This is a genomic window from Paratissierella segnis, assembly GCF_014385195.1.
Classification (GTDB): Bacteria; Bacillota; Clostridia; order Tissierellales; family Tissierellaceae; genus Paratissierella; species Paratissierella segnis.
Genome location: NZ_JACRTG010000029.1, coordinates 1 through 19,345, shown reverse-complemented (window position 1 = coordinate 19,345; position 19,345 = coordinate 1). Strand labels below are relative to the sequence as shown.

20 protein-coding genes are annotated in these 19,345 nt (G+C 34.3%); 19 read left to right on the top strand and 1 reads right to left on the bottom strand.

Translation table 11 applies throughout. The features are described 5' to 3' along the window. The first annotated feature begins 9 nt into the window (after positions 1-9). From H8707_RS11955 to H8707_RS11940, 4 genes are all read left to right on the top strand, one after another. Positions 10-1,404, top strand: a complete 1,395-nt coding sequence (locus H8707_RS11955) for a PTS transporter subunit IIC (protein ID WP_262430369.1) — start codon at positions 10-12, stop codon at positions 1,402-1,404. A 141-nt stretch (positions 1,405-1,545) separates the two neighbouring features. Next, complete coding sequence (locus H8707_RS11950; RefSeq protein WP_262430368.1) at positions 1,546-2,373, top strand: class II fructose-bisphosphate aldolase; 828 nt, start codon at positions 1,546-1,548, stop codon at positions 2,371-2,373. An 11-nt stretch (positions 2,374-2,384) separates the two neighbouring features. Continuing rightward, positions 2,385-3,110 (top strand): triose-phosphate isomerase, encoded by a 726-nt coding sequence (locus tag H8707_RS11945; RefSeq protein ID WP_262430367.1) that lies wholly within the window; start codon positions 2,385-2,387, stop codon positions 3,108-3,110. Positions 3,111-3,142: 32 nt separating this feature from the next. Beyond that, entirely contained in the window at positions 3,143-3,643 is a 501-nt protein-coding gene (locus tag H8707_RS11940) for a YjbQ family protein (protein ID WP_262430366.1), read from the top strand. Between the two features lie 72 nt (positions 3,644-3,715). Here H8707_RS11940 and H8707_RS11935 read toward each other — a convergent pair whose 3' ends face one another. Beyond that, positions 3,716-4,930: a 6-phosphofructokinase gene (locus H8707_RS11935; RefSeq protein ID WP_262430365.1), complete on the bottom strand. Its 1,215-nt coding sequence runs from the start codon at positions 4,928-4,930 to the stop codon at positions 3,716-3,718. Positions 4,931-5,157: 227 nt separating this feature from the next. Between H8707_RS11935 and H8707_RS11930 the strand changes: the two genes are divergently transcribed. The 15 genes from H8707_RS11930 to wecB all read left to right on the top strand — a co-directional run bounded on the left by H8707_RS11930 (position 5,158) and on the right by wecB (position 19,044). Then, the gene (locus tag H8707_RS11930) at positions 5,158-6,141 is read left to right on the top strand and encodes a D-alanine--D-alanine ligase family protein (RefSeq protein WP_262430364.1); all 984 of its coding nucleotides are present in this window, start codon (positions 5,158-5,160) and stop codon (positions 6,139-6,141) included. Positions 6,142-6,259: 118 nt separating this feature from the next. Then, a complete protein-coding gene (gene kal / locus H8707_RS11925) occupies positions 6,260-6,637 on the top strand; it encodes a 3-aminobutyryl-CoA ammonia lyase (protein WP_262430363.1) in 378 nt (125 codons plus the stop codon). 261 nt (positions 6,638-6,898) lie between these two features. Next, positions 6,899-7,711, top strand: a complete 813-nt coding sequence (gene kce, locus H8707_RS11920) for a 3-keto-5-aminohexanoate cleavage enzyme (protein ID WP_262430362.1) — start codon at positions 6,899-6,901, stop codon at positions 7,709-7,711. A 162-nt stretch (positions 7,712-7,873) separates the two neighbouring features. Beyond that, positions 7,874-8,731, top strand: coding sequence for a class II fructose-1,6-bisphosphate aldolase (locus tag H8707_RS11915; RefSeq protein ID WP_262430361.1), 858 nt, complete (start codon positions 7,874-7,876; stop codon positions 8,729-8,731). Positions 8,732-8,880: 149 nt separating this feature from the next. Continuing rightward, the gene (gene rho, locus H8707_RS11910) at positions 8,881-10,236 is read left to right on the top strand and encodes a transcription termination factor Rho (protein WP_262430360.1); all 1,356 of its coding nucleotides are present in this window, start codon (positions 8,881-8,883) and stop codon (positions 10,234-10,236) included. An 88-nt stretch (positions 10,237-10,324) separates the two neighbouring features. Further along, positions 10,325-10,525, top strand: a complete 201-nt coding sequence (gene rpmE / locus H8707_RS11905) for a 50S ribosomal protein L31 (RefSeq protein ID WP_262430359.1) — start codon at positions 10,325-10,327, stop codon at positions 10,523-10,525. A 99-nt stretch (positions 10,526-10,624) separates the two neighbouring features. Then, a complete protein-coding gene (locus H8707_RS11900) occupies positions 10,625-11,575 on the top strand; it encodes a DUF1385 domain-containing protein (RefSeq protein ID WP_262430358.1) in 951 nt (316 codons plus the stop codon). Next, on the top strand, positions 11,569-12,444 hold the full coding sequence (gene prmC / locus H8707_RS11895; RefSeq protein WP_262430357.1) for a peptide chain release factor N(5)-glutamine methyltransferase: 876 nt from the start codon (positions 11,569-11,571) through the stop codon (positions 12,442-12,444). The genes H8707_RS11900 and prmC overlap by 7 nt, the downstream gene beginning before the upstream one ends. A gap of 45 nt (positions 12,445-12,489) precedes the next feature. After that, positions 12,490-13,557 (top strand): peptide chain release factor 1, encoded by a 1,068-nt coding sequence (prfA, locus tag H8707_RS11890; RefSeq protein WP_262430356.1) that lies wholly within the window; start codon positions 12,490-12,492, stop codon positions 13,555-13,557. A 280-nt stretch (positions 13,558-13,837) separates the two neighbouring features. Continuing rightward, positions 13,838-14,881 carry an L-threonylcarbamoyladenylate synthase gene (locus H8707_RS11885; protein WP_262430494.1) on the top strand — a complete coding sequence of 348 codons (1,044 nt, stop codon included), beginning with the start codon at positions 13,838-13,840 and terminating at the stop codon, positions 14,879-14,881. Between the two features lie 10 nt (positions 14,882-14,891). Then, a complete protein-coding gene (locus tag H8707_RS11880; RefSeq protein ID WP_262430355.1) occupies positions 14,892-15,329 on the top strand; it encodes a low molecular weight protein arginine phosphatase in 438 nt (145 codons plus the stop codon). A 185-nt stretch (positions 15,330-15,514) separates the two neighbouring features. Then, positions 15,515-15,955 carry a ribose 5-phosphate isomerase B gene (gene rpiB / locus H8707_RS11875; protein ID WP_262430354.1) on the top strand — a complete coding sequence of 147 codons (441 nt, stop codon included), beginning with the start codon at positions 15,515-15,517 and terminating at the stop codon, positions 15,953-15,955. A gap of 103 nt (positions 15,956-16,058) precedes the next feature. Continuing rightward, positions 16,059-16,688, top strand: a complete 630-nt coding sequence (gene upp, locus H8707_RS11870) for a uracil phosphoribosyltransferase (RefSeq protein WP_262430353.1) — start codon at positions 16,059-16,061, stop codon at positions 16,686-16,688. 202 nt (positions 16,689-16,890) lie between these two features. Beyond that, on the top strand, positions 16,891-17,919 hold the full coding sequence (locus H8707_RS11865) for a glycosyltransferase family 4 protein (protein WP_262430352.1): 1,029 nt from the start codon (positions 16,891-16,893) through the stop codon (positions 17,917-17,919). A 12-nt stretch (positions 17,920-17,931) separates the two neighbouring features. Further along, positions 17,932-19,044 carry a non-hydrolyzing UDP-N-acetylglucosamine 2-epimerase gene (wecB, locus tag H8707_RS11860; RefSeq protein ID WP_316699674.1) on the top strand — a complete coding sequence of 371 codons (1,113 nt, stop codon included), beginning with the start codon at positions 17,932-17,934 and terminating at the stop codon, positions 19,042-19,044. Positions 19,045-19,345: the final 301 nt, after the last annotated feature.

Genomic DNA, 19,345 nt, shown 5'->3' with positions numbered 1-19,345 from the left:
GAAAATAAAATGGCATTTATAAATGAGTTTTTTGCGAATCTTGCCGGGTTAGGAAAGTATTTAATGGTTCCTTTAATGATTGCAATAATTGGAGTTCTTTTTAAAGTCAATGTAGATAAGGCAATCAAAGGTGGAATTACTGTAGGTATTGGACTATTTGGATTGGATTTAGCTTTGTCAATTGTTAGTGATTATTTGGGACCGGTCGCAAATGGGCTTGTTACAAAAGCTAACCTAAATCTAGATGTAGTAGATGTTGGATGGCAAGCATTATCAGGTATTGCGTTTGGAACTCAAATTGGAGCTATGATTATCCCTGTTATGATTTTATTTAATGTAATAATGGTGACAATTGGTGCTAGCAGAACAATGAATGTAGATATTTGGAATTTTTGGCATTATGCAGTGACAGGGTCATTAGTATATTTTGTTACAAATAATATTTTATATAGTTTATTAGCAGCAATAGCTCACGCTGCAATTATTTTGTTATTTGCAGATAGGACAGCTCCCCGTGTACAGGAGGTAACTGGGATTCCAGGCATTTCAATACCACATGGCGGTGTTCTTGACCAATGGATATTTGGTTTCATTATGGAACCTATATATAACTTCATTGGTAAAAGGTTTAGAAATGATAAAAAAACAAAGGTAGGTGGTGGGCAGGGTAAGAAACTTCAAGAAAACGCTATATTTAAGATTATCCAGGATCCAATTTACTTAGGATTTATTTTAGGAACGGTACTTGGGTTTATTGCTGGTCAAGGTGCAAAGACATCTTTTACTACAGGAATGGCAATGGCGGCATTTTTATACTTGACACCAAGAATGGTCAAAATTTTAATGGAAGGATTATTACCAATTAATCAAGCTGTCCAAAAGATGAGGAGTAAAATGGATGGAAATAGCGATTTGTATATCGGTATGGATAATGCTGTTGGTTTAGGGCACAACACTGTTATGTTAATTACAGTTATAGCTATTCCAATCCTCATTGTGCTAGCTGCAATTGTTCCCGGAAATAGGGTTATTCCAATTGCTTCTTTGGCTGCCTGTGGTTACTGTAGTTCAATGCTAAATGTTGTACACAAAGGTAAATTTGGGAGAACACTTTTTTCTACCACGATTTTATTTATAAGCACATTGCTAATAGCATCATATATGGCCCCAGTAATAACTGAAGTAGCAATACTTAGTGGATTTGAAACAGAGTACGCATTAATTTCATCACTCTCTGGTGGTACATTGATTGCGGCAGCTCCGTTTTTTCTTGCATTCCGTTTTAGCAATACGGCAGGACTTATCTTCAGCTTAATAATTATCGTAGGTACTATTGTTCTACAAAGAATATATTTTAAGAATAAGGATCAACAAGAAGAAACTAAAGAAGTAAAACAGGTATAGAAGAAATAAAATAACACAGAAAATAGTATCAATAGTTATGTTCTATAAAGGAATGCTTAAATAAATCATTGCATGTACTAGAAAGGAGGAGATGTATCATATTTGCGTGTATGTAATCTCATATGATATATCAGAAATATTATGCTAGTAAACTCAAAAGAAATGTTATTAGATGCAAACAGTAGAGACTATGCAATTCCCTCACCGGATTTTATTAACCTGAATATGGTCAGATCTTATATTGAGGTTGCAGAAAAGCTGGATAGACCTTCTATTATAGCTTTTAGTGAAGGAATGCAGAATTTTCTATCATTAGAAGAAGCTTATTTAATAGGAAGTTATTATGCAGAAAAAGCAAAAATTCCAGTAGCATTGCATATTGATCATGGTAAATCCATAGATTTTATAAAGAAAGCGATTGATCAGGGATTTACTTCTGTGATGATAGATGCATCGACTGATAGTTTTGAAGAAAATGTAAGAAAAACAAAGGAAATAGTTGAATACGCTCATCCTAGAAATGTGACGGTAGAGGCAGAAATAGGACATGTAGGTGCTGGAGAAAATTATGAAAATGAAAAAGTAAAATCATCTAAATATACTGGAGTTAATGAGTTAGTCAAATTTGTTAATTTAACTAATATTGACTCAGTAGCTGTTTCCATAGGAACTGCACACGGGTTCTATAACGGAACACCAAAGATAAATTTTGAAAGGCTTGTTGAATTAAAAAGTGCTGTAAGTATCCCTCTTGTATTACATGGAGGGTCTTCGACAGGAGATGAAAATTTAAAAAAGTGTGCAGAATTAGGAATAAGTAAAATAAATATTTTCACTGACCTTTGTGTAGTAGGAGCAAATTCAATACTTGAAGAGAGACCAAATGATTATAGATTGATGATGATGATTGCTGATAAAGCAATCAAAGAAAAACTTGAACACTATTATCGTGTATTCAATTGTTGTTAGGAGGAAGTAGGATGATTAAAAAAAAGGTAATCAAAACACCAACGTTGGGTATTAATGCTAAATCTTACATGTGGGGTGCTGATCTACTTGAAATTGCTAAATATTGTGAAAAAATAGCAGTGGAAAATGATATAACTGTAACAATGGAAGTACCTATTGTTGATATTTATAGGGTTTCATTGATAGCCCCTCACATCATTATCAATGCACAGTTTATGGATCCCATTGAACAAGGCAATACAATGGGAGGAGTCTCAGCTGAGGCCCTAGTAGATGCAGGAGCGGACGGTGTCATACTTAATCATGCTTCAGCAAAACCAATGACACTTAGTCAATTGATTAATGCTATGAAATATGCAAAAAAAGCTGGATTATATACCTTTGTTTGTGCTGATTCAATTGAAGAAGTAAGAATAATTGCAAGTTTACATCCAACAGGTATTATATGTGAACAATCAAATTTAATTGGAACTGGAGTTGTTTCTTCTGAGGAATATATACATTCAACAACAAAAGCGATAAGAGATTATGACCCTAATATTATTGTATCGCAAGGCGCTGGAATTAAGAATGGTAATGATATATATCGCAACATTAAAAATGGTTCTGAGTCAGGTGGCGGAGCTTCGGGGGTATTCTGCTGCTCAGACCCTATTGCAAAAATTGACGATTTTTTAGATGGTATCCTAAGAGCTAAGAAGGACTTTGGTTCACGAATTTATAAGCAGGAAGTTTAACTAATAGAAAAACTTTGAAAGGAAAGACGCTAATGATTAAAATAAAATATCTTGAATTTGAAACAAAATTTCCTAAAATTCACTTTTTTAATATAACAGATAAAATAGAAGAGGTTATTTCTGAATCTAGTATTAAAAATGGAACCGTGACAGTTCAGTCTTTGCATACTACATGTGCTGTATTTTTTGAAGAATATGTTCATGATGAAGATCCGGTAGGTCATGATTACTTACAAATAGATTTAAACCAAGGGTTAAGAAAAATATTTCCTGATCAAGTTGAATTTAATGATAATTATTTTTATCCAGGTCCTAAGCATTTAAACATAGGAGGGGGTCAGCATGTTGAATTCCAAGGAATTATTTTAAACGGACCAGCTCATTTGAAATCGACATTAATAGGAGCCTCTGAGACTTTTGTTATTGATGAAGGAGTACTTCAGACAGGACCCTACGGATCCATTTGGTTTGTGGACTTTGATTATAATAGACCAAGAAAAAGAAAATGTGTATTATGTATAAATGGAGAGTAAAGATTTAATTTTTAGTTACATGATTGAACTACACGCTATCAAAAAGCAGTGTGTAGTTCAATTATTTTTTACTTATTTATTTAACTTTTTTTCAACCTTTGGAGCTCTAATCCTATGAGCTTGTGGCATATCCGGACCAAGAAGCGGTCGAAGATAATTCCTGAATTCTTCCGTTACATGATTACCTTTTTCATTAATGAAATTATCAGGCATAGACTTTGTCAGTCTAGCTACTTTATCAAGGCTTGTAAGCTTGTAATCTACAGAGTAGGAGCCTGTTCTATGGATAGTAACTGAGCCATCTACATTGTTCCACAATGCAAATTGAGCTGCCCTTTCACCCACTTCTCTGGCTTCATATTGATCTACTTCGGACACACATCCTATGAAGGATCTTTGTAAATATCCGAATGTATCGCTTCTAACTCTTTTTATATTTAAGTTTTCTTTAATTATTTTTACCAATAAGTCGCCTAAAGCGCCTGTTCCTGAAAGCTGAACATTTCCATGACTGTCTTTTTCAACGTTTCCTGAAAGTTTTGTAATGATTGGAACATGATTTTCATCAACAATTCCTTCTGATACTGCAATTATACATTTACCGTATTTCTCGTAGACATCTTTTACATCAGATAGGAAGTTTTCGACTATAAATGGTCTTTCAGGCAAATATATTAGATGCGGACCATCATCAGGAAACTTTTGAGCCATAGCAGAAGCTGCAGTTAAAAATCCTGCATGTCTTCCCATTACTACTCCTATATAAACTCCCGGCAGAGAACTTACATCTAGGTTTATTCCCATAAAAGCTTGTGCTACAAATTTTGCCGCTGAGCCATATCCCGGGCAATGATCGTTTACTAGAAGGTCATTGTCTATTGTTTTAGGGATATGTATTGCTCTCAATTCATATCCTGATTCGGTTGCCTGTTCATTTACTATTCTAACTGTATCAGCAGAATCATTTCCACCTATATAGAAGAAATATCTTATTCCATGAATCTTTAATACCTCGAATATTTTCTTGCAATATTCCTCATCAGGCTTATCCCTTGTTGAGAATAATGCTGATGAAGGCGTTGATGCTATTTTTTCAAGATTATGTGTCGTTTCCTGTGTTAAATCAACAAATTCTTCATTGATTATTCCGCTTACACCATTTAATGCCCCATATACTCTGGTCACCTGAGGAAATTTTCTGGATTCCAGTACTACACCTACAAGCGATTGATTTATAACAGATGTAGGACCTCCCCCTTGCGCAACTAATACTTTTCCTTCGAGCATCATATATTACTCCTCTCATAGTAGATTTATTATATTGGTAATTAATTTCACTTTATAATCTATATTATCAGAAAGACAACAATAATTCAATGAAAAGCAAACCAATATATCCATTGTTTTGCGTATAGAAATATAATGTGATATGATTTATATTAGTTCCTGTAAGTATCTATAACGGAAGGAGCTTTATTTCATATATTAAAAACAATAAAAGAGGTGCAGTAAAATTGAAAGTAGGAGTATTCTGGCGTAAATTTAGAAATGTTGAGATGCAAAGAAAGCTTTCGCAAAACAACATTTATGACGACGCCTATGATGAGGCTTTCCAACATATGAATGCAATCAAAGAGGCTGGTTTTGATGCAGTTTTAATCGAGTGGAAAAAAGATATCAAAGAAACGGTGAAAGAGCTTACTCACCAAAAAGTAGATATTGTTTTCAATGCTTCATCACTTAGAGAAGTCGCTTTTTTAAAGGCTTTTGGGATCCCATTTGTCGGGTCCGATTTGGATTTGGTGTCCGCTGATAAGTCAGTTCGTAAAGAACTGGTTACTTATCATAATCTGCCAACGCCAAAGTTTTTTGTAACAAAAGATTCTAAGATGATTCCTGAACATTCTTTAAAATATCCATTATTTGTGAAACCCATCGACGGTCGTGGGAGTGCAGGAATCAGTGAAGAAAATGTAGTAAATAATCCTAAAGATTTACCTAAGGTAGTTGATAAAATCACCAAAAAAATTGGTCAAGCTGCTTTAGTAGAGGAGTTTATCAAGGGTAGAGAAATAACTGTAGGTATTATAGGAAATTCAAACCCAAGGGTGTTGCCCATTTTAGAAATCGAGTATAACTCATCCATCACTAATACTTATGAACATAAAATGTTGGATAATGAAATCATTCATTGCCCTGCAAATTTTCCCAAAGAAGAACAAGATAAGATTGAAGATATAGCAAAGGGAATATACAAGGTTTTAAACGCAAAGGATTTTGGACGTATAGATATGATTATTGCCCAAGATGGTACACCTTATTTTTTGGAACTTAATACCTTTGCCGGACTTACCATGCCTTCAGGCAAAGCGCATAACGGATATATGGGCTATATGGCTGAGGCTGAGAAGATGTCAGCGGGAGATTTTATAGGAAGTATAATTAAATATGCTTTAAAACGATATGACCTTAAACAATCCTATATAAAAATTTCATAATTGTCTCAATTATTGGGTTTCAAGAAAAGCTACCTAGTTTAGCCACTATATGTTATAATAAATGCGACTAAGGTTATAAAACCTTTAAAGATAAATAGCTATAAGGGGGATTTAGCTTATGATTAGGGTTCGTATGAGCATGGCTGACGCACATTATGGAGGAAACTTAGTAGATGGTGCAAGGATATTACAATTGTTTGGTGATGTAGCTACGGAGCTTCTTATCAGGCATGATGGGGATGAAGGCTTGTTTGTGGCCTATGACAAAGTTGAATTTATAGCACCTGTTTATGCAGGGGATTATATTGAGGCTGTTGGGGAAATTACGAAGATAGGGAATACATCAAGAAAAATGACCTTTGAAGCAAGAAAAATTATAACACCGAGACCAGATATCAATGAATCCGCATGTGATGTGCTGGAACATCCAATAGTCGTTTGCAGGGCTGAAGGCACTTGTGTCGTACCGAAGGACAAGATGAGGACAGTTAGGTAATAGGGAAAAATAGTGAAAATATAAGAACTAAGAGTGAAGAGTGGAAAACAAAAGGCAGTATTATTTCTGCAGGATGTTACTATTGAAGGATCTCCTCTTTTAAAGGCCCTAAAACTCGACCCAAGTAATTGTGCATTGTGAACTGTGCATTGCGAATTGTGAATTGCTTTTTCAATTGTGAACTGTGCATTGTGAATTGTGAATTGCTTTTTTAATTGTGAACTGTGCATTGTGAATTGTGAATTGATTAGGGGGTATATAATGGAAAAGTTGATCATTACTGCAGCAATTTGTGGAGCGGAAGTTACAAAGGAAAACAATCCAAATGTTCCGTATACAGTAGAAGAAATAGGCAGAGAAGCTGAAAGCGCTTATAAAAAAGGGGCTAGTATTATACATTTGCACGTTAGAGAAGATGATGGCACACCAACTCAAAGCAAGGATAGATTCAAAGCTTGTATTGAAGAAATAAAGAATCGATGCCCGGATGTAATTATTCAGCCTTCAACAGGCGGAGCAGTTGGCATGAGCGATGAAGAAAGATTACAGCCAACGGAGTTATATCCTGAAATGGCTACATTGGATTGTGGGACATTGAATTTTGGTGGAGATGAAATATTTGTAAACACCGAAAATACAATCAAGAACTTTGCAAAGATAATGAATGAACGTGGAATAAAGCCTGAAATAGAGGTATTTGATAAGGGCATGGTTGATTATGCAATCAGATTTCACAGACAAGGATTTATTAAAGCTCCAATGCATTTTGATTTTGTATTAGGGGTGCAGATGACTGCTTCAGCAAGAGATTTGGCATTTTTAGTAGATAGTATCCCTCAAGGTTCAACTTGGACAGTAGCCGGTGTAGGAAGACATGAGCTTCCAATGGCAGCTTTAGGCATCGTAATGGGTGGTCATGTAAGAGTAGGGTTTGAGGATAATGTCTATCTTGAAAAGGGAGTTTTGGCAAAATCCAATGGAGAACTGGTTGAAAAGGTAGTAAGACTTGCTAAGGAATTAGGTAGAGAAATAGCAACACCGGAAGAAACGAGAAAGATATTGGGACTTAGATAATAGTTGACAATTCAGAAAGAAGAGATAAAATTAAAAGTTAAAAGGCGAATTTTACACAAATTTCTGGTCATTTTTACAGAAAATAATGGAAATATCAATTATATGCGGTATAATTATATTAACAAATAATTTATTTTATACAAAAATCATGGAGGGGATATAATGTTAGTAACAGGCAAGGAGATTTTGCTACATGCACAAAAAAATGGATACGCTGTTGGAGCGTTTAATATCAACAATATGGAAATAGTACAAGCAATTGTAGAGGCAGCAAATGAATTGAATTCCCCAGTTATCTTACAAGCAAGTCAAGGCGGCATTAAATATGCCGGTATTGAGTATATTTCAGATCTAGGAAAGACGGCCAGCAGATTAGCAAAGGTGCCGGTAACACTCCATCTGGATCATGGTACGGATTTTGATCAAGTTATGTTATGCATTAGAAATGGATTTTCATCAGTCATGATCGACGGCTCTAAATTTGCATTAGAGGAAAATATAGCTTATAGTAAGAAGGTTGTAGAAATTGCTCATGCAGTTGGTGTATCTGTAGAAGCCGAATTGGGTAAAATAGGTGGTACTGAAGATCATATTACCGTATCGGATAGGGATGCAACTTTTACTGATCCTGAGGAAGCTAGAAGATTTGTGGAAGAAACTAAAGTAGACTCATTGGCGATTGCAGTTGGTACCGCACATGGTGTTTATAAGGGAGAACCTAAGATAGACTTTGATAGGATTAAAGCTATTAGAGAAGTAGTATCTGTTCCATTGGTTTTACATGGCTCAAGTGGTGTTCCATATGATGCTTTAAGAAAAGCTATACCACTAGGAATTTGTAAGATAAATATTGATACCGATATTAGAGCAACATTTGCTAAATCGGTTAAGAATTTCTTTGTAGAACATCCCGACGAAATAGATCCAAGAAAGATTTTGGGGCCTGCAAGAGAAGCAATGAAGGAAACAGTTAAAGAAAAAATTGAAGTATTCGGTAGCGTAGGAAAAGCATGGAAATAGCCCTTGGGCTGTTTCCCATGAACAATTAACCGCTAACAGATATATTGGAAATTACCAAAGAAATTCTTGAATTACAGTGTTTTTAAAATTGTTATATGTTAATTGTTATATGTTAATTGTTATATTGTTAATTAAGGAATGGTGATGATTTGGATCAAGAAATACTTGAAGGGAAAAATATAACAGAGCTTAGGGAGATAGCAAAAGCTTACGGGATTTCAAGTGCTTATAAGTATAAGAAAAGAGAATTGATTGACGCTATTGCGGGGAATTTAGCTGCAACAGATCAATCCAAAGATAATGAAAGTACTGAAGAAAAAATGGACATTAAAGAAATTGATATGGAAGATATATCGGATAATGCTATAGAAGAAATTGAGCAATTAGAAGATATAAACATTGCAGAAGGTATATTGGAATTGCATACGGATGGGTATGGATTCCTACGGAGAGAAAATTATTTATCAGGTGATGATGATATCTATATTTCACCTTCTCAAATTCGAAGATTTAGATTAAAAACCGGAGATAAGATAACAGGTATTACAAGACCACCAAAGGTGGGAGAAAAGTTTAAAGCCCTACTTTACATCAAGTCGGTTAATGATATGCCTCCTGATACTGCTACAAGGAGACCGGATTTTGATAGTCTTACACCAATATATCCAAATGAAAGATTAATCCTAGAAACTATTCCAAATGAATATGCTACCAGAATGGTAGATTTAGTTGCACCTATAGGAAAGGGACAAAGGGGAATGATTGTATCACCTCCTAAGGCCGGAAAAACGACTATTTTGAAGATGATAGCAAATTCAATATCCCAAAATCATCCGGAGGTAGAATTGATCATATTGCTGATAGATGAAAGGCCTGAAGAAGTAACGGATATGAAAAGATCTGTTAAAGGTGATGTAGTTTACTCCACATTTGATGAATTACCTAAAAACCACACTAAGGTTTCGGAAATTGTTTTGGAGAGAGCAAAAAGGCTTGTCGAACATGGTAAGGATGTGGTAATATTGCTTGACAGCATTACTCGACTTGCCAGAGCATACAACCTTATTATTCCTCCTACAGGCAGAACATTGTCCGGTGGGTTAGATCCTGGTGCACTTCACAAACCAAAGAGATTTTTTGGAGCGGCAAGAAATTTGGAGGAAGGCGGGAGCCTTACTATACTTGCTACTGCCTTGGTTGAAACAGGCAGTAGAATGGACGATGTGATATTTGAAGAATTTAAAGGTACAGGTAATATGGAAATTCATTTAGATAGAAAATTGTCTGAAAAGAGAATTTTCCCTGCTATTGATATATATAAATCAGGTACCAGAAGAGAAGAATTGCTGTTAAGTCAAAAAGAATTAGAAACAGTATGGGCATTGCGTAAAGCAATGGGCAATGCAAATACTCAAGATGTGACGGAAAACCTGATTGAAAAACTTATTCAAACAAAAACTAACGCTGATTTCATAAATGATATGCGAAATAAAATTTGGATTTAGTTGAAAAAAAAAAAAATATATGCTATAATTTAGTGGTTATAGAGCATATGTATTTTTTGCAGAGTTTTGCAAAGAGAGAGGTGAAAACATGAAGAAAGGCATTCATCCAGAATACAAAGAAGCTACAGTTACCTGTGCTTGTGGAAATACATTTAAAACGGGTTCAACAAAAGATGAACTAAGAGTAGAAATTTGTTCAGAATGTCATCCATTCTTTACAGGACGTCAAAAATTTGTTGAACGTGGTGGACGTGTTGAGAAATTTAAGAAGAAATACAATATTGACTAATAAATTTCTTTACATCTTAGGTTAGTTGCATGGGCACCTAACCTTTTATTTTTGTTTAAATTGAGTAAAACACAGTGAACAGTGAAGGACGGTGAAAAATTGAAATTAAAATCTTCTAAAATAAACCCAAAACATAAAACTACCATAGGAGGGCAAGCTCTTATAGAAGGCATTATGATGAGGGGACCAAATGATATATCTATTGCAATCAGAAAACCAAATAATGATATAGAATTAAAAGTGGATAAATTAAATCCCATAAAAAATAAATATAAATTTCTCGGTTGGCCTATTATTAGAGGTGTTGTGAGCTTAGTTGAATCCTTATCAATCGGCACTAAGGCGCTAATGTATTCGGCTGAGTTCTATGAAGAAGAGGAAGCAGAATCCGACAAAGAGACTTTTACACAAAGAGTCTTTAAAGATAAGGCTCAAGATGTGGAAATGACTCTATCTGTAATTATATCAGTAGTATTGGCTGTTGGTATTTTTATGATCTTGCCAAGTTTTATAACTAATTTTGCAAAATCTAAAATAGAAAATCACATTCTCTTAAACCTAGTTGAAGGCTTAATAAGAATCATCATATTTTTTATTTATGTAATCGCGATTTCAAAAATGGAAGACATAAAAAGAGTCTTTGAATATCATGGAGCAGAGCATAAAACAATCCATTGCTATGAGAACGAAGAAGAATTGACTGTAGAAAATGTAAAAAAATATTCCATACTTCATCCAAGATGCGGAACCAGCTTTTTATTTATGGTAATGATAATAAGCGTAATTGTGTTATCATTTTTTGGTTGGCCTAATCCTCTTAAAAGGGTATTAATAAGAGTGCTCATGTTTCCTGTAATTGCAGGGATTTCATATGAAGTAAATAGGTTTATCGGCAGAAGCAACTCTAGTTTTTGCTATTATATAAGTTTACCCGGATTAATGGTTCAAAAAATAGCAACTGTTAGGGAACCTGACGATGGACAAATAGAAGTAGCGATAAAAGCTTTAGAGGCTGTAATTCCCCAAAATAGGGAGGATGACAAGTGGTAATTGATGAATTAATAACTTTGGGTTTAAATTTTCTAAAAAAAGAAGAATTTAATAATCCTCCTTTAGAGTTAAGGTTAATATTGGCAAAGTTATTAAATGTTGATAAATCCTATATATATTCACATGGGGAAAGACAAGTCACCAAAGACATTGAAAATCAATTTATGGAAATGGTAAAGAAAAGATCGAAAGGCTATCCCATACAATATATATTAGGTGAGAAGGAATTTATGGGACTTGATTTTTATATAGAGGATGGTGTTCTAATCCCAAGACCCGATACGGAAATTTTGGTAGAGTATATTATCAATTTTATCAATAGATACTATAAAGGGGATAGGATTAATGTCTTGGATATAGGAGCAGGTAGCGGCGCAATATCCTTATCCATTGCTAAATACTGTCCGGGAGCTTATGTGTATGGCATTGATATAGATGATGCTGCTATCAAAGTTTCGAATATCAACAAGGAAAGATTCGACCTATCCAATGTAGAACTTTTAAAAGGGGATTTGTTTGAACCCATATTAAGATTGAATATGCAAAATGAATTTCAGATAATAGTGTCTAATCCACCATATATCCCCAAAGAGGAAATTGAACAGTTACAAAGCGAGGTCAAGCTCTATGAACCTAAGCTTGCACTGGATGGTGGAATAGATGGGTTAAATTTTTATAGAAAAATAACTGAAGATGCAAAAAAATTATTAATTAAAAATGGACTTCTTATATATGAAATAGGGTATAATCAAGGGAAACAGGTTTCGAATATATTAGATAATGAAGGATATAAAAATATCAATATTTTAAAGGATTTGCAGGGACGAGATAGAGTTGCTATGGGTTTTTCTTTCGATTGTGAACTGTGAGTTGTGAACTGTGAATTGTGAATTGATTAGAAAGGGCTGTATATTATGTTGGATAAATTAGCTTTTATCGAAAATAAATATCAAGAATTAAATGAAAGAATGATGGATCCGGAGCTTATCAATGACCTGGAGGAATGGCAAAAGGTCATGAAAGAGCATGCTGATATAGAACCTATTGTCATGGAATATAGAGAATATACAAAGACAAAAGAAGAATTAGAAGAAGCTAAACAGATGCTTTATGAAAAATTAGATGATGATATGAGGGAAATGGTCAAGGAAGAAATAAAAGTTTTGGAGGAAAAATTATCCAAATCTGAAGATGCATTAAAGATTTTATTGATTCCAAAAGATCCTAATGACCATAAGAACGTTATTGTTGAAATCAGAGGCGGAGCAGGTGGAGATGAAGCAGCTCTGTTTGCCGGAGTTCTTTTCAGAATGTATTTAAGATATGCCGAAAGACACAATTGGAAAATAGAAATAATGAATACCAATGAAATAGGAATCGGCGGATATAAAGAAGTCATATTTATGATTAAAGGTAAAGGTGCTTACAGCAAATTAAAATATGAATCCGGAGTTCATAGGGTTCAAAGGGTACCTGAAACAGAAGCAAATGGTAGGATTCATACATCTACTGCTACAGTAGCTGTTTTACCCGAAGCTGAAGATATAGATGTTGAAATTGAACCCAACGATTTGAGAATAGATGTATTTCGCTCATCCGGCAATGGCGGTCAATCCGTAAATACTACGGACTCAGCAGTAAGGATTACACATATTCCTACCGGAATGGTTATTTCATGTCAAGATGAAAAAAGCCAGCTTAAGAACAAAGAAAAGGCTATGAAAATTTTGAAATCAAGATTATATGATATGAAAATGATGGAACAAAATGCTGAAATAGCTGATATGAAGAAAGGGCAAGTAGGAACAGGGGATAGATCAGAGCGAATTAGAACTTATAATTTCCCCCAGAGTAGGGTAACTGATCATAGAATTAATTTAACCCTATATAAATTGAATAGTTTCATTGATGGAGACTTAGATGAGATGATTGACGCATTGGTTACTTCAGATCAAGCTGAGAAACTTCAACAAGTAGGTTAAAGGGGGAGGAAACTTCTCCTTTTTTAAAGACCTAAGGATCGATTATGAACTGAGAATTGTGTATTGACGCATCAACACGCCAAAGGCGTCATTCTGAACGCTAGTGAAGAATCCCATGTTAGTATGAGCTAAAAAAATAGTAGGGATCCTAATGGGCGGATAGGGTCATCCGCCCCTACGAATGACAACAGCAGTAATTATCCGGCATTATGCTTAGGATGACCCTAACAATTGTGAATTATGAATTGAATTAAGTTGTTAATTGAAAAGCGAGGCAGTTATGAATACTCAAATAATACAAATAGATAAAAACAATATAGATAAAAACTTAATAAAAGAAGCAGCAAAATACATTAAAGAAGGAAAGCTTGTAGCTTTCCCGACGGAAACAGTCTATGGACTTGGAGCAAATGGTTTAGATGCAGAAGCGGTAAAAAGGATTTTTTTAGCTAAAGGGAGACCTCAGGACAATCCTTTGATTTTACATATTGCATCTATTGAACAAATTTATCCCTTAGTAAATGAAATACCTGTGCTTTCTTATAAATGTATGGAGAGATTTTGGCCGGGACCATTGACAATGATTTTTAAAAGAAGTCAATTAGTTCCAAGTGTAATTACAGCGGGGCTTGATACCGTAGCAATAAGAATGCCAAATCATCCTATAGCATTGGAATTAATAAAATCATCTAACACTCCAATAGCCGCTCCATCTGCTAATTTGTCAGGGGCGCCAAGTCCAACTATCGCAAAACATGTAATCGATGATCAGTATGGAAGAATAGATATGATAATTGATGGGGGGAGTACCGGTGTTGGAGTAGAATCCACAGTTTTGGATTTAACAGGAGATGTTCCAATGATTTTAAGACCCGGCGGTATTACTATGGAGGACTTAAAAGAAATTATTCCGGATGTAGAGCAAGATATTGGCACATTAAAAGAAGGAGTAACTCCAAAATCACCCGGTCAAAAATATAGACATTATGCTCCGAAGGCGGAAATGTATCTATATACAGGTAAGGTTGAAGATATTGTTGGAAGCATAAAAGAAAATGTTAAAAGATTATTAACAGAGGGCAAAAAAGTTGGTATAATGGCAACAGAGGAAACCAAAGCTAATTATGATGAAGGATTGGTATTAGTAGTAGGCAGTAGAAACAATAGAGAGACAATAGCCTCAAATCTATTTAACGCTTTAAGGCATTTTGATGAAGAAAATGTAGATATTATCCTAGCTGAAGGTGTTGAATTAGACCATATTGGAATGGCGATAATGAATAGAATGACAAAGGCAGCCGGTGGAAAAGTAATTAATGTATAGGAGTGGAATTTTGAAAGTACTGATTGTTTGCACAGGAAATACATGTAGAAGTCCCATGGGTGAGGGAATTTTAAAACATTTATCCAAGAAATACAATACAAATATTGAAGTAAGATCCGCAGGAATATTTGCACTTGATGGAGATAGAGCAAGCAGCAATGCAATTTTAGCATTGGATAGTATCGGGATTGATATTTCAAATCATATATCCAATCAGTTACATGGGGGTATGATTGAAGAGGCAGATATTGTATTAACGATGACTGACAACCAGAAAGAAGCAATTATAAAGAGATTTCCAAAGAGCGATAAAAAGGTATATTCATTGAATTATTATGCCTTTGGGATAGAAAAGGATATTGAAGACCCTTATGGGGGAACTTTAAAAGATTATGAAATGGCAAGAGATGAAATCTTTAGGGCAATGGAAAAAATTGCGGCAGGATAATCTCTGCAAGATGTCATCCTGAGATAGCAGCATAAGCATTGCAATTGAAGGATCTCCGTTTCAAAAACAGTGAAGAACTAAGAGTGAAGAGTTATTGGGGTCGAACTTTGGGGATGAGAAATACAATGGACAGAGTATGATGGACAATTTAGTAAGGGGAAAGAGGCAAGAAAGGATGAAATTTGATGAAAATAGCAATTGGTAGTGACCATGGCGGTTTCAATTTAAAAGAGAGAATAAAGGAATTTTTAGAAAGTCAGTCAATAGAATATGTAGATTATGGAACCAATTCAAGCGAATCTGTAGATTATCCCGAGTACGGGAAAAAGGTAGCAGATGCAGTTGTATCTAAAGAAGTAGATAAAGGCATTGTAATCTGTGGAACTGGGATTGGTATCTCAATAGCAGCAAACAAGGTAAAAGGCGTAAGATGTGCATTATGTAATGAACCTTTTTCAGCTAGATTGAGTGTTGAACACAACAATGCCAATGTATTGGCATTAGGCGGAAGAATTTTAGGAGAGGATTTGGCAATAGAAATAGTATCAACTTGGCTAAATAGTAAGTTCCAAGGTGGAAGGCATGAAAGGCGAATAAATTTAATCAGTGAGCTTGAAAATAAATAGCCCAAATGATTTATGATTTAATTCATATTTGAAAAAACACTATGAATTAAATCATAATTTATGTTATAATGCAATAAGTAAAAAATACATAGGAGGAGTGCGTATGTCAAAAATTATAGAATTAGATCATCCGTTAATCAAGCATAAGCTTACAATTATTAGAGATAAAAATACAGGTCCTAAAGAGTTTAGAGAATTAGTTACGGAAATTTCTACATTGATGGCTTATGAAGTTACTAGAAATATGCCTTTAGAAGAAGTTGAGATAGAAACCCCTATGGGAAGGACAAAAGCTCATGTAATTTCCGGGAAAAAGGTAGGATTAATTCCTATTTTAAGAGCTGGACTTGGAATGGTAGATGGGATGTTAAATCTTATTCCTGCAGCAAAGGTCGGACATATAGGTCTGTATAGAGACCCTGAAACACTTAAACCTGTTGAGTATTATTGTAAATTACCTGAAGATATACAAGAAAGGGAATTGATAGTTTTAGATCCCATGCTAGCCACTGGGGGATCGGCAATAGCTGCTATTGATGTTCTTAAAGCTAGAGGAGTTAAGGGCATCAAATTAGTAAATCTAATTGCTGCACCTGAAGGAATAAAAGCAATGCAGGAGACTCACCCTGATGTTGATATTTATGTAGCGGCAATAGATGAAAAGCTAAATGATCATGCTTATATCGTGCCCGGATTAGGAGATGCGGGAGATAGATTGTTCGGAACTAAATAATATTTATAAAAAGGGCAGATATTCTGTCCTTTTTTTTAAAGATGTTTGACATTAATGTATTTCTAATATAAAATTTATCTATAATGAATAGAAAAATTCTACTTTTGAGTTCCGATATTCAGTTGGTGAAGCTTCATAAAACTTCATTGATGCTTTATCTTTAGAAAAGATTTTATAATGAAAGTTACTAAGGAGAATATTTATGACAGGATATATTTTACCATTATTTGTAGCAATATTCATTTCATTTATAATGACGCCGTTGATTAGAAAATTGGCTTTTAAAGTTAATGCAATAGATATTCCTAAGGATGAAAGAAGAGTACATAAAGTGCCGATGCCATTGTTGGGTGGCTTGGCAATATTTATTTCTGTAGTAATTTCGTCCATAATATTTTTACCAAAAGATAAAAGTCTATTATCAATAATTTTAGGTGGGACCATAATTGTCATTTCCGGAATCATTGATGATATAAAGGGATTAAGTCCAAAGAAGAAGGTCATATTTCAGTTAGCTGCAGGATTGGTTTTAATAATTGGAGATGTAAAGATTGATTTTGTTACAAATCCCTTTTCCATGCACAATACATTATTTTATCTAAAATATTTTTCAATACCGGTTACTTTATTCTGGGTTGTGGGAATAACAAATACTATAAATTTAATTGATGGATTGGATGGTTTGGCCGCAGGAGTAGCTATGATTTCAAGTTTTTCTTTGATGCTTGTTGCAGCAAAGTTTGATTATACAGATGTTATGATACTTTCTTGTATATTGGGTGGGGCTTGTTTAGGTTTTTTACCTTTTAATTTCAATCCTGCAAAGATATTTATGGGGGATACAGGAGCCTTGTTTTTAGGATTTATGCTGGCGGCCATATCCATAGAAGGAGTTATGAAAAGCATAGCAACAATCGCGATAATTGTTCCCATAATTATCCTTGGAGTTCCTATTTTTGATACAACATTTGCAATATTTAGGAGGTTGCTGAGTGGTAAGTCAATTACATCTGCCGATAAAGGGCATTTACACCATAGATTGTTGGATAAGGGATATTCCCAAAGGCAAACGGTTTTAATACTATATGGAATATCAGCTATATTTGGAATTGTTGCGGTTTTAGTTGCTAAATACAATAGTCATCAGGCTATTTATTTTTCCGTATTATTATTTATTTTAATTGTTTTTCTTGCAATTAAAATGGGATTGTTTAGAAACAGTAAAAAATAGGGGGTATATATTTTGAAAGTTATGACGGTATTTGGGACTAGACCAGAAGGCATTAAAATGGCTCCCATCTTGAAAGCATTAGAAAAAAGATCTAATATAGAGAGCGTTATTTGCATTACAGCACAACATAGGGAAATGCTGGATCAGGTATTACGTTTGTTTAATATAAAACCGGATTATGATTTAAATATTTTCAAGCCGGGGCAGACATTAACCGAGATTACTACACGTGCTTTGGAAGGATTGGAAGAAGTTATAAACATAGAAAAACCCGATATACTTTTAGTACAAGGTGATACTACAACTGTATTTGCAGGTGCTCTTGCGGCCTTTTATCATAAGGTTAAAATAGGGCATGTAGAAGCAGGGCTTAGAAGTGGAAATTTATATTCACCATATCCTGAAGAGGCAAATAGAAAATTGACCGGAGTAATTGCTGACTTTCATTTTGCTCCGACAGAAAGAAATAAGCAAAATTTACTTAATGAAGATTACCCTGAAGAAAAAATATTTATTACAGGGAATACAGTTATAGATGCGTTGAAATATACCGTAAAGGATCGTTATATATTTGACAATAATTTATTGAATGAATTGGATTATGAAAATAAAAAAATCATATTATTAACATCTCATAGGAGAGAAAATATAGGCAAACCTATGGAGAATATTTTTACGAGTTTAAGGGATATAGTCAATAATCATGAGGAAGTAGAATTGGTATTTCCGATTCATTTAAATCCAAAGGTAAGAGAAATTGCTCATAGAATACTTGGAGATAATTCACGTATACATTTAATAGATCCTTTAGACTATGAACCGTTTACAAATTTAATGGCTAAATCCAGTATTGTAGTTACGGATTCCGGTGGGCTTCAAGAGGAAGCACCTTCTTTGGGAAAACCTGTTTTGGTTGTAAGAAGGGAAACTGAAAGACCGGAAGGCATAGAAGCAGGTACTGCAAAACTTGTAGGAACCGATTATAAGGATATATATGACAATTTAGAAACTTTGTTAACAAATAAAGAGGAATACGATAAGATGGCAAAAGCAGTCAATCCATATGGGGACGGTAACGCAGCAGAAAAAATAGTGGAAATACTTTTTAAATTAGGTAATAGGTAAAAGGCACTCTTCACTATCTTTTTGATTGTGAATTGTAAAAGGGGTACATTTGTCTAACTTGTGCATACGTTTTCCTAAGGCTTTCAATATGGATATTAGCTCTTAAATAATCAATTAAATACATTTATTAGTTGATTTATGAGATATTATTTTTAATTTTTATTATTAATTTTAATTAAATTGATAGTGTAAAGTAGCCTATGAAAAACAGAGTCAAAGAAATTAGGCTCAAATGAACCTAGAAAATTGCAAAATATATTTAAACTTGGTGCGCCGCCACCCTTGACAGCATGCCAAAACA

What these genes read in the sequence shown, in the direction of transcription:
- H8707_RS11950 (WP_262430368.1), top strand. Translation starts at nt 1,546, where the DNA reads ATGCTAGTAAACTCAAAAGAAATGTTATTAGATGCAAACAGTAGAGAC.
- kce (WP_262430362.1), top strand. Translation starts at nt 6,899, where the DNA reads ATGGAAAAGTTGATCATTACTGCAGCAATTTGTGGAGCGGAAGTTACA.
- rpmE (WP_262430359.1), top strand. Translation starts at nt 10,325, where the DNA reads ATGAAGAAAGGCATTCATCCAGAATACAAAGAAGCTACAGTTACCTGT.
- H8707_RS11955 (WP_262430369.1), top strand. Translation starts at nt 10, where the DNA reads ATGGCATTTATAAATGAGTTTTTTGCGAATCTTGCCGGGTTAGGAAAG.
- H8707_RS11865 (WP_262430352.1), top strand. Translation starts at nt 16,891, where the DNA reads ATGACAGGATATATTTTACCATTATTTGTAGCAATATTCATTTCATTT.
- H8707_RS11915 (WP_262430361.1), top strand. Translation starts at nt 7,874, where the DNA reads ATGTTAGTAACAGGCAAGGAGATTTTGCTACATGCACAAAAAAATGGA.
- upp (WP_262430353.1), top strand. Translation starts at nt 16,059, where the DNA reads ATGTCAAAAATTATAGAATTAGATCATCCGTTAATCAAGCATAAGCTT.
- H8707_RS11945 (WP_262430367.1), top strand. Translation starts at nt 2,385, where the DNA reads ATGATTAAAAAAAAGGTAATCAAAACACCAACGTTGGGTATTAATGCT.
- H8707_RS11940 (WP_262430366.1), top strand. Translation starts at nt 3,143, where the DNA reads ATGATTAAAATAAAATATCTTGAATTTGAAACAAAATTTCCTAAAATT.
- H8707_RS11885 (WP_262430494.1), top strand. Translation starts at nt 13,838, where the DNA reads ATGAATACTCAAATAATACAAATAGATAAAAACAATATAGATAAAAAC.
- prfA (WP_262430356.1), top strand. Translation starts at nt 12,490, where the DNA reads ATGTTGGATAAATTAGCTTTTATCGAAAATAAATATCAAGAATTAAAT.
- kal (WP_262430363.1), top strand. Translation starts at nt 6,260, where the DNA reads ATGATTAGGGTTCGTATGAGCATGGCTGACGCACATTATGGAGGAAAC.
- rpiB (WP_262430354.1), top strand. Translation starts at nt 15,515, where the DNA reads ATGAAAATAGCAATTGGTAGTGACCATGGCGGTTTCAATTTAAAAGAG.
- H8707_RS11935 (WP_262430365.1), bottom strand. Translation starts at nt 4,930, where the DNA reads ATGCTCGAAGGAAAAGTATTAGTTGCGCAAGGGGGAGGTCCTACATCT.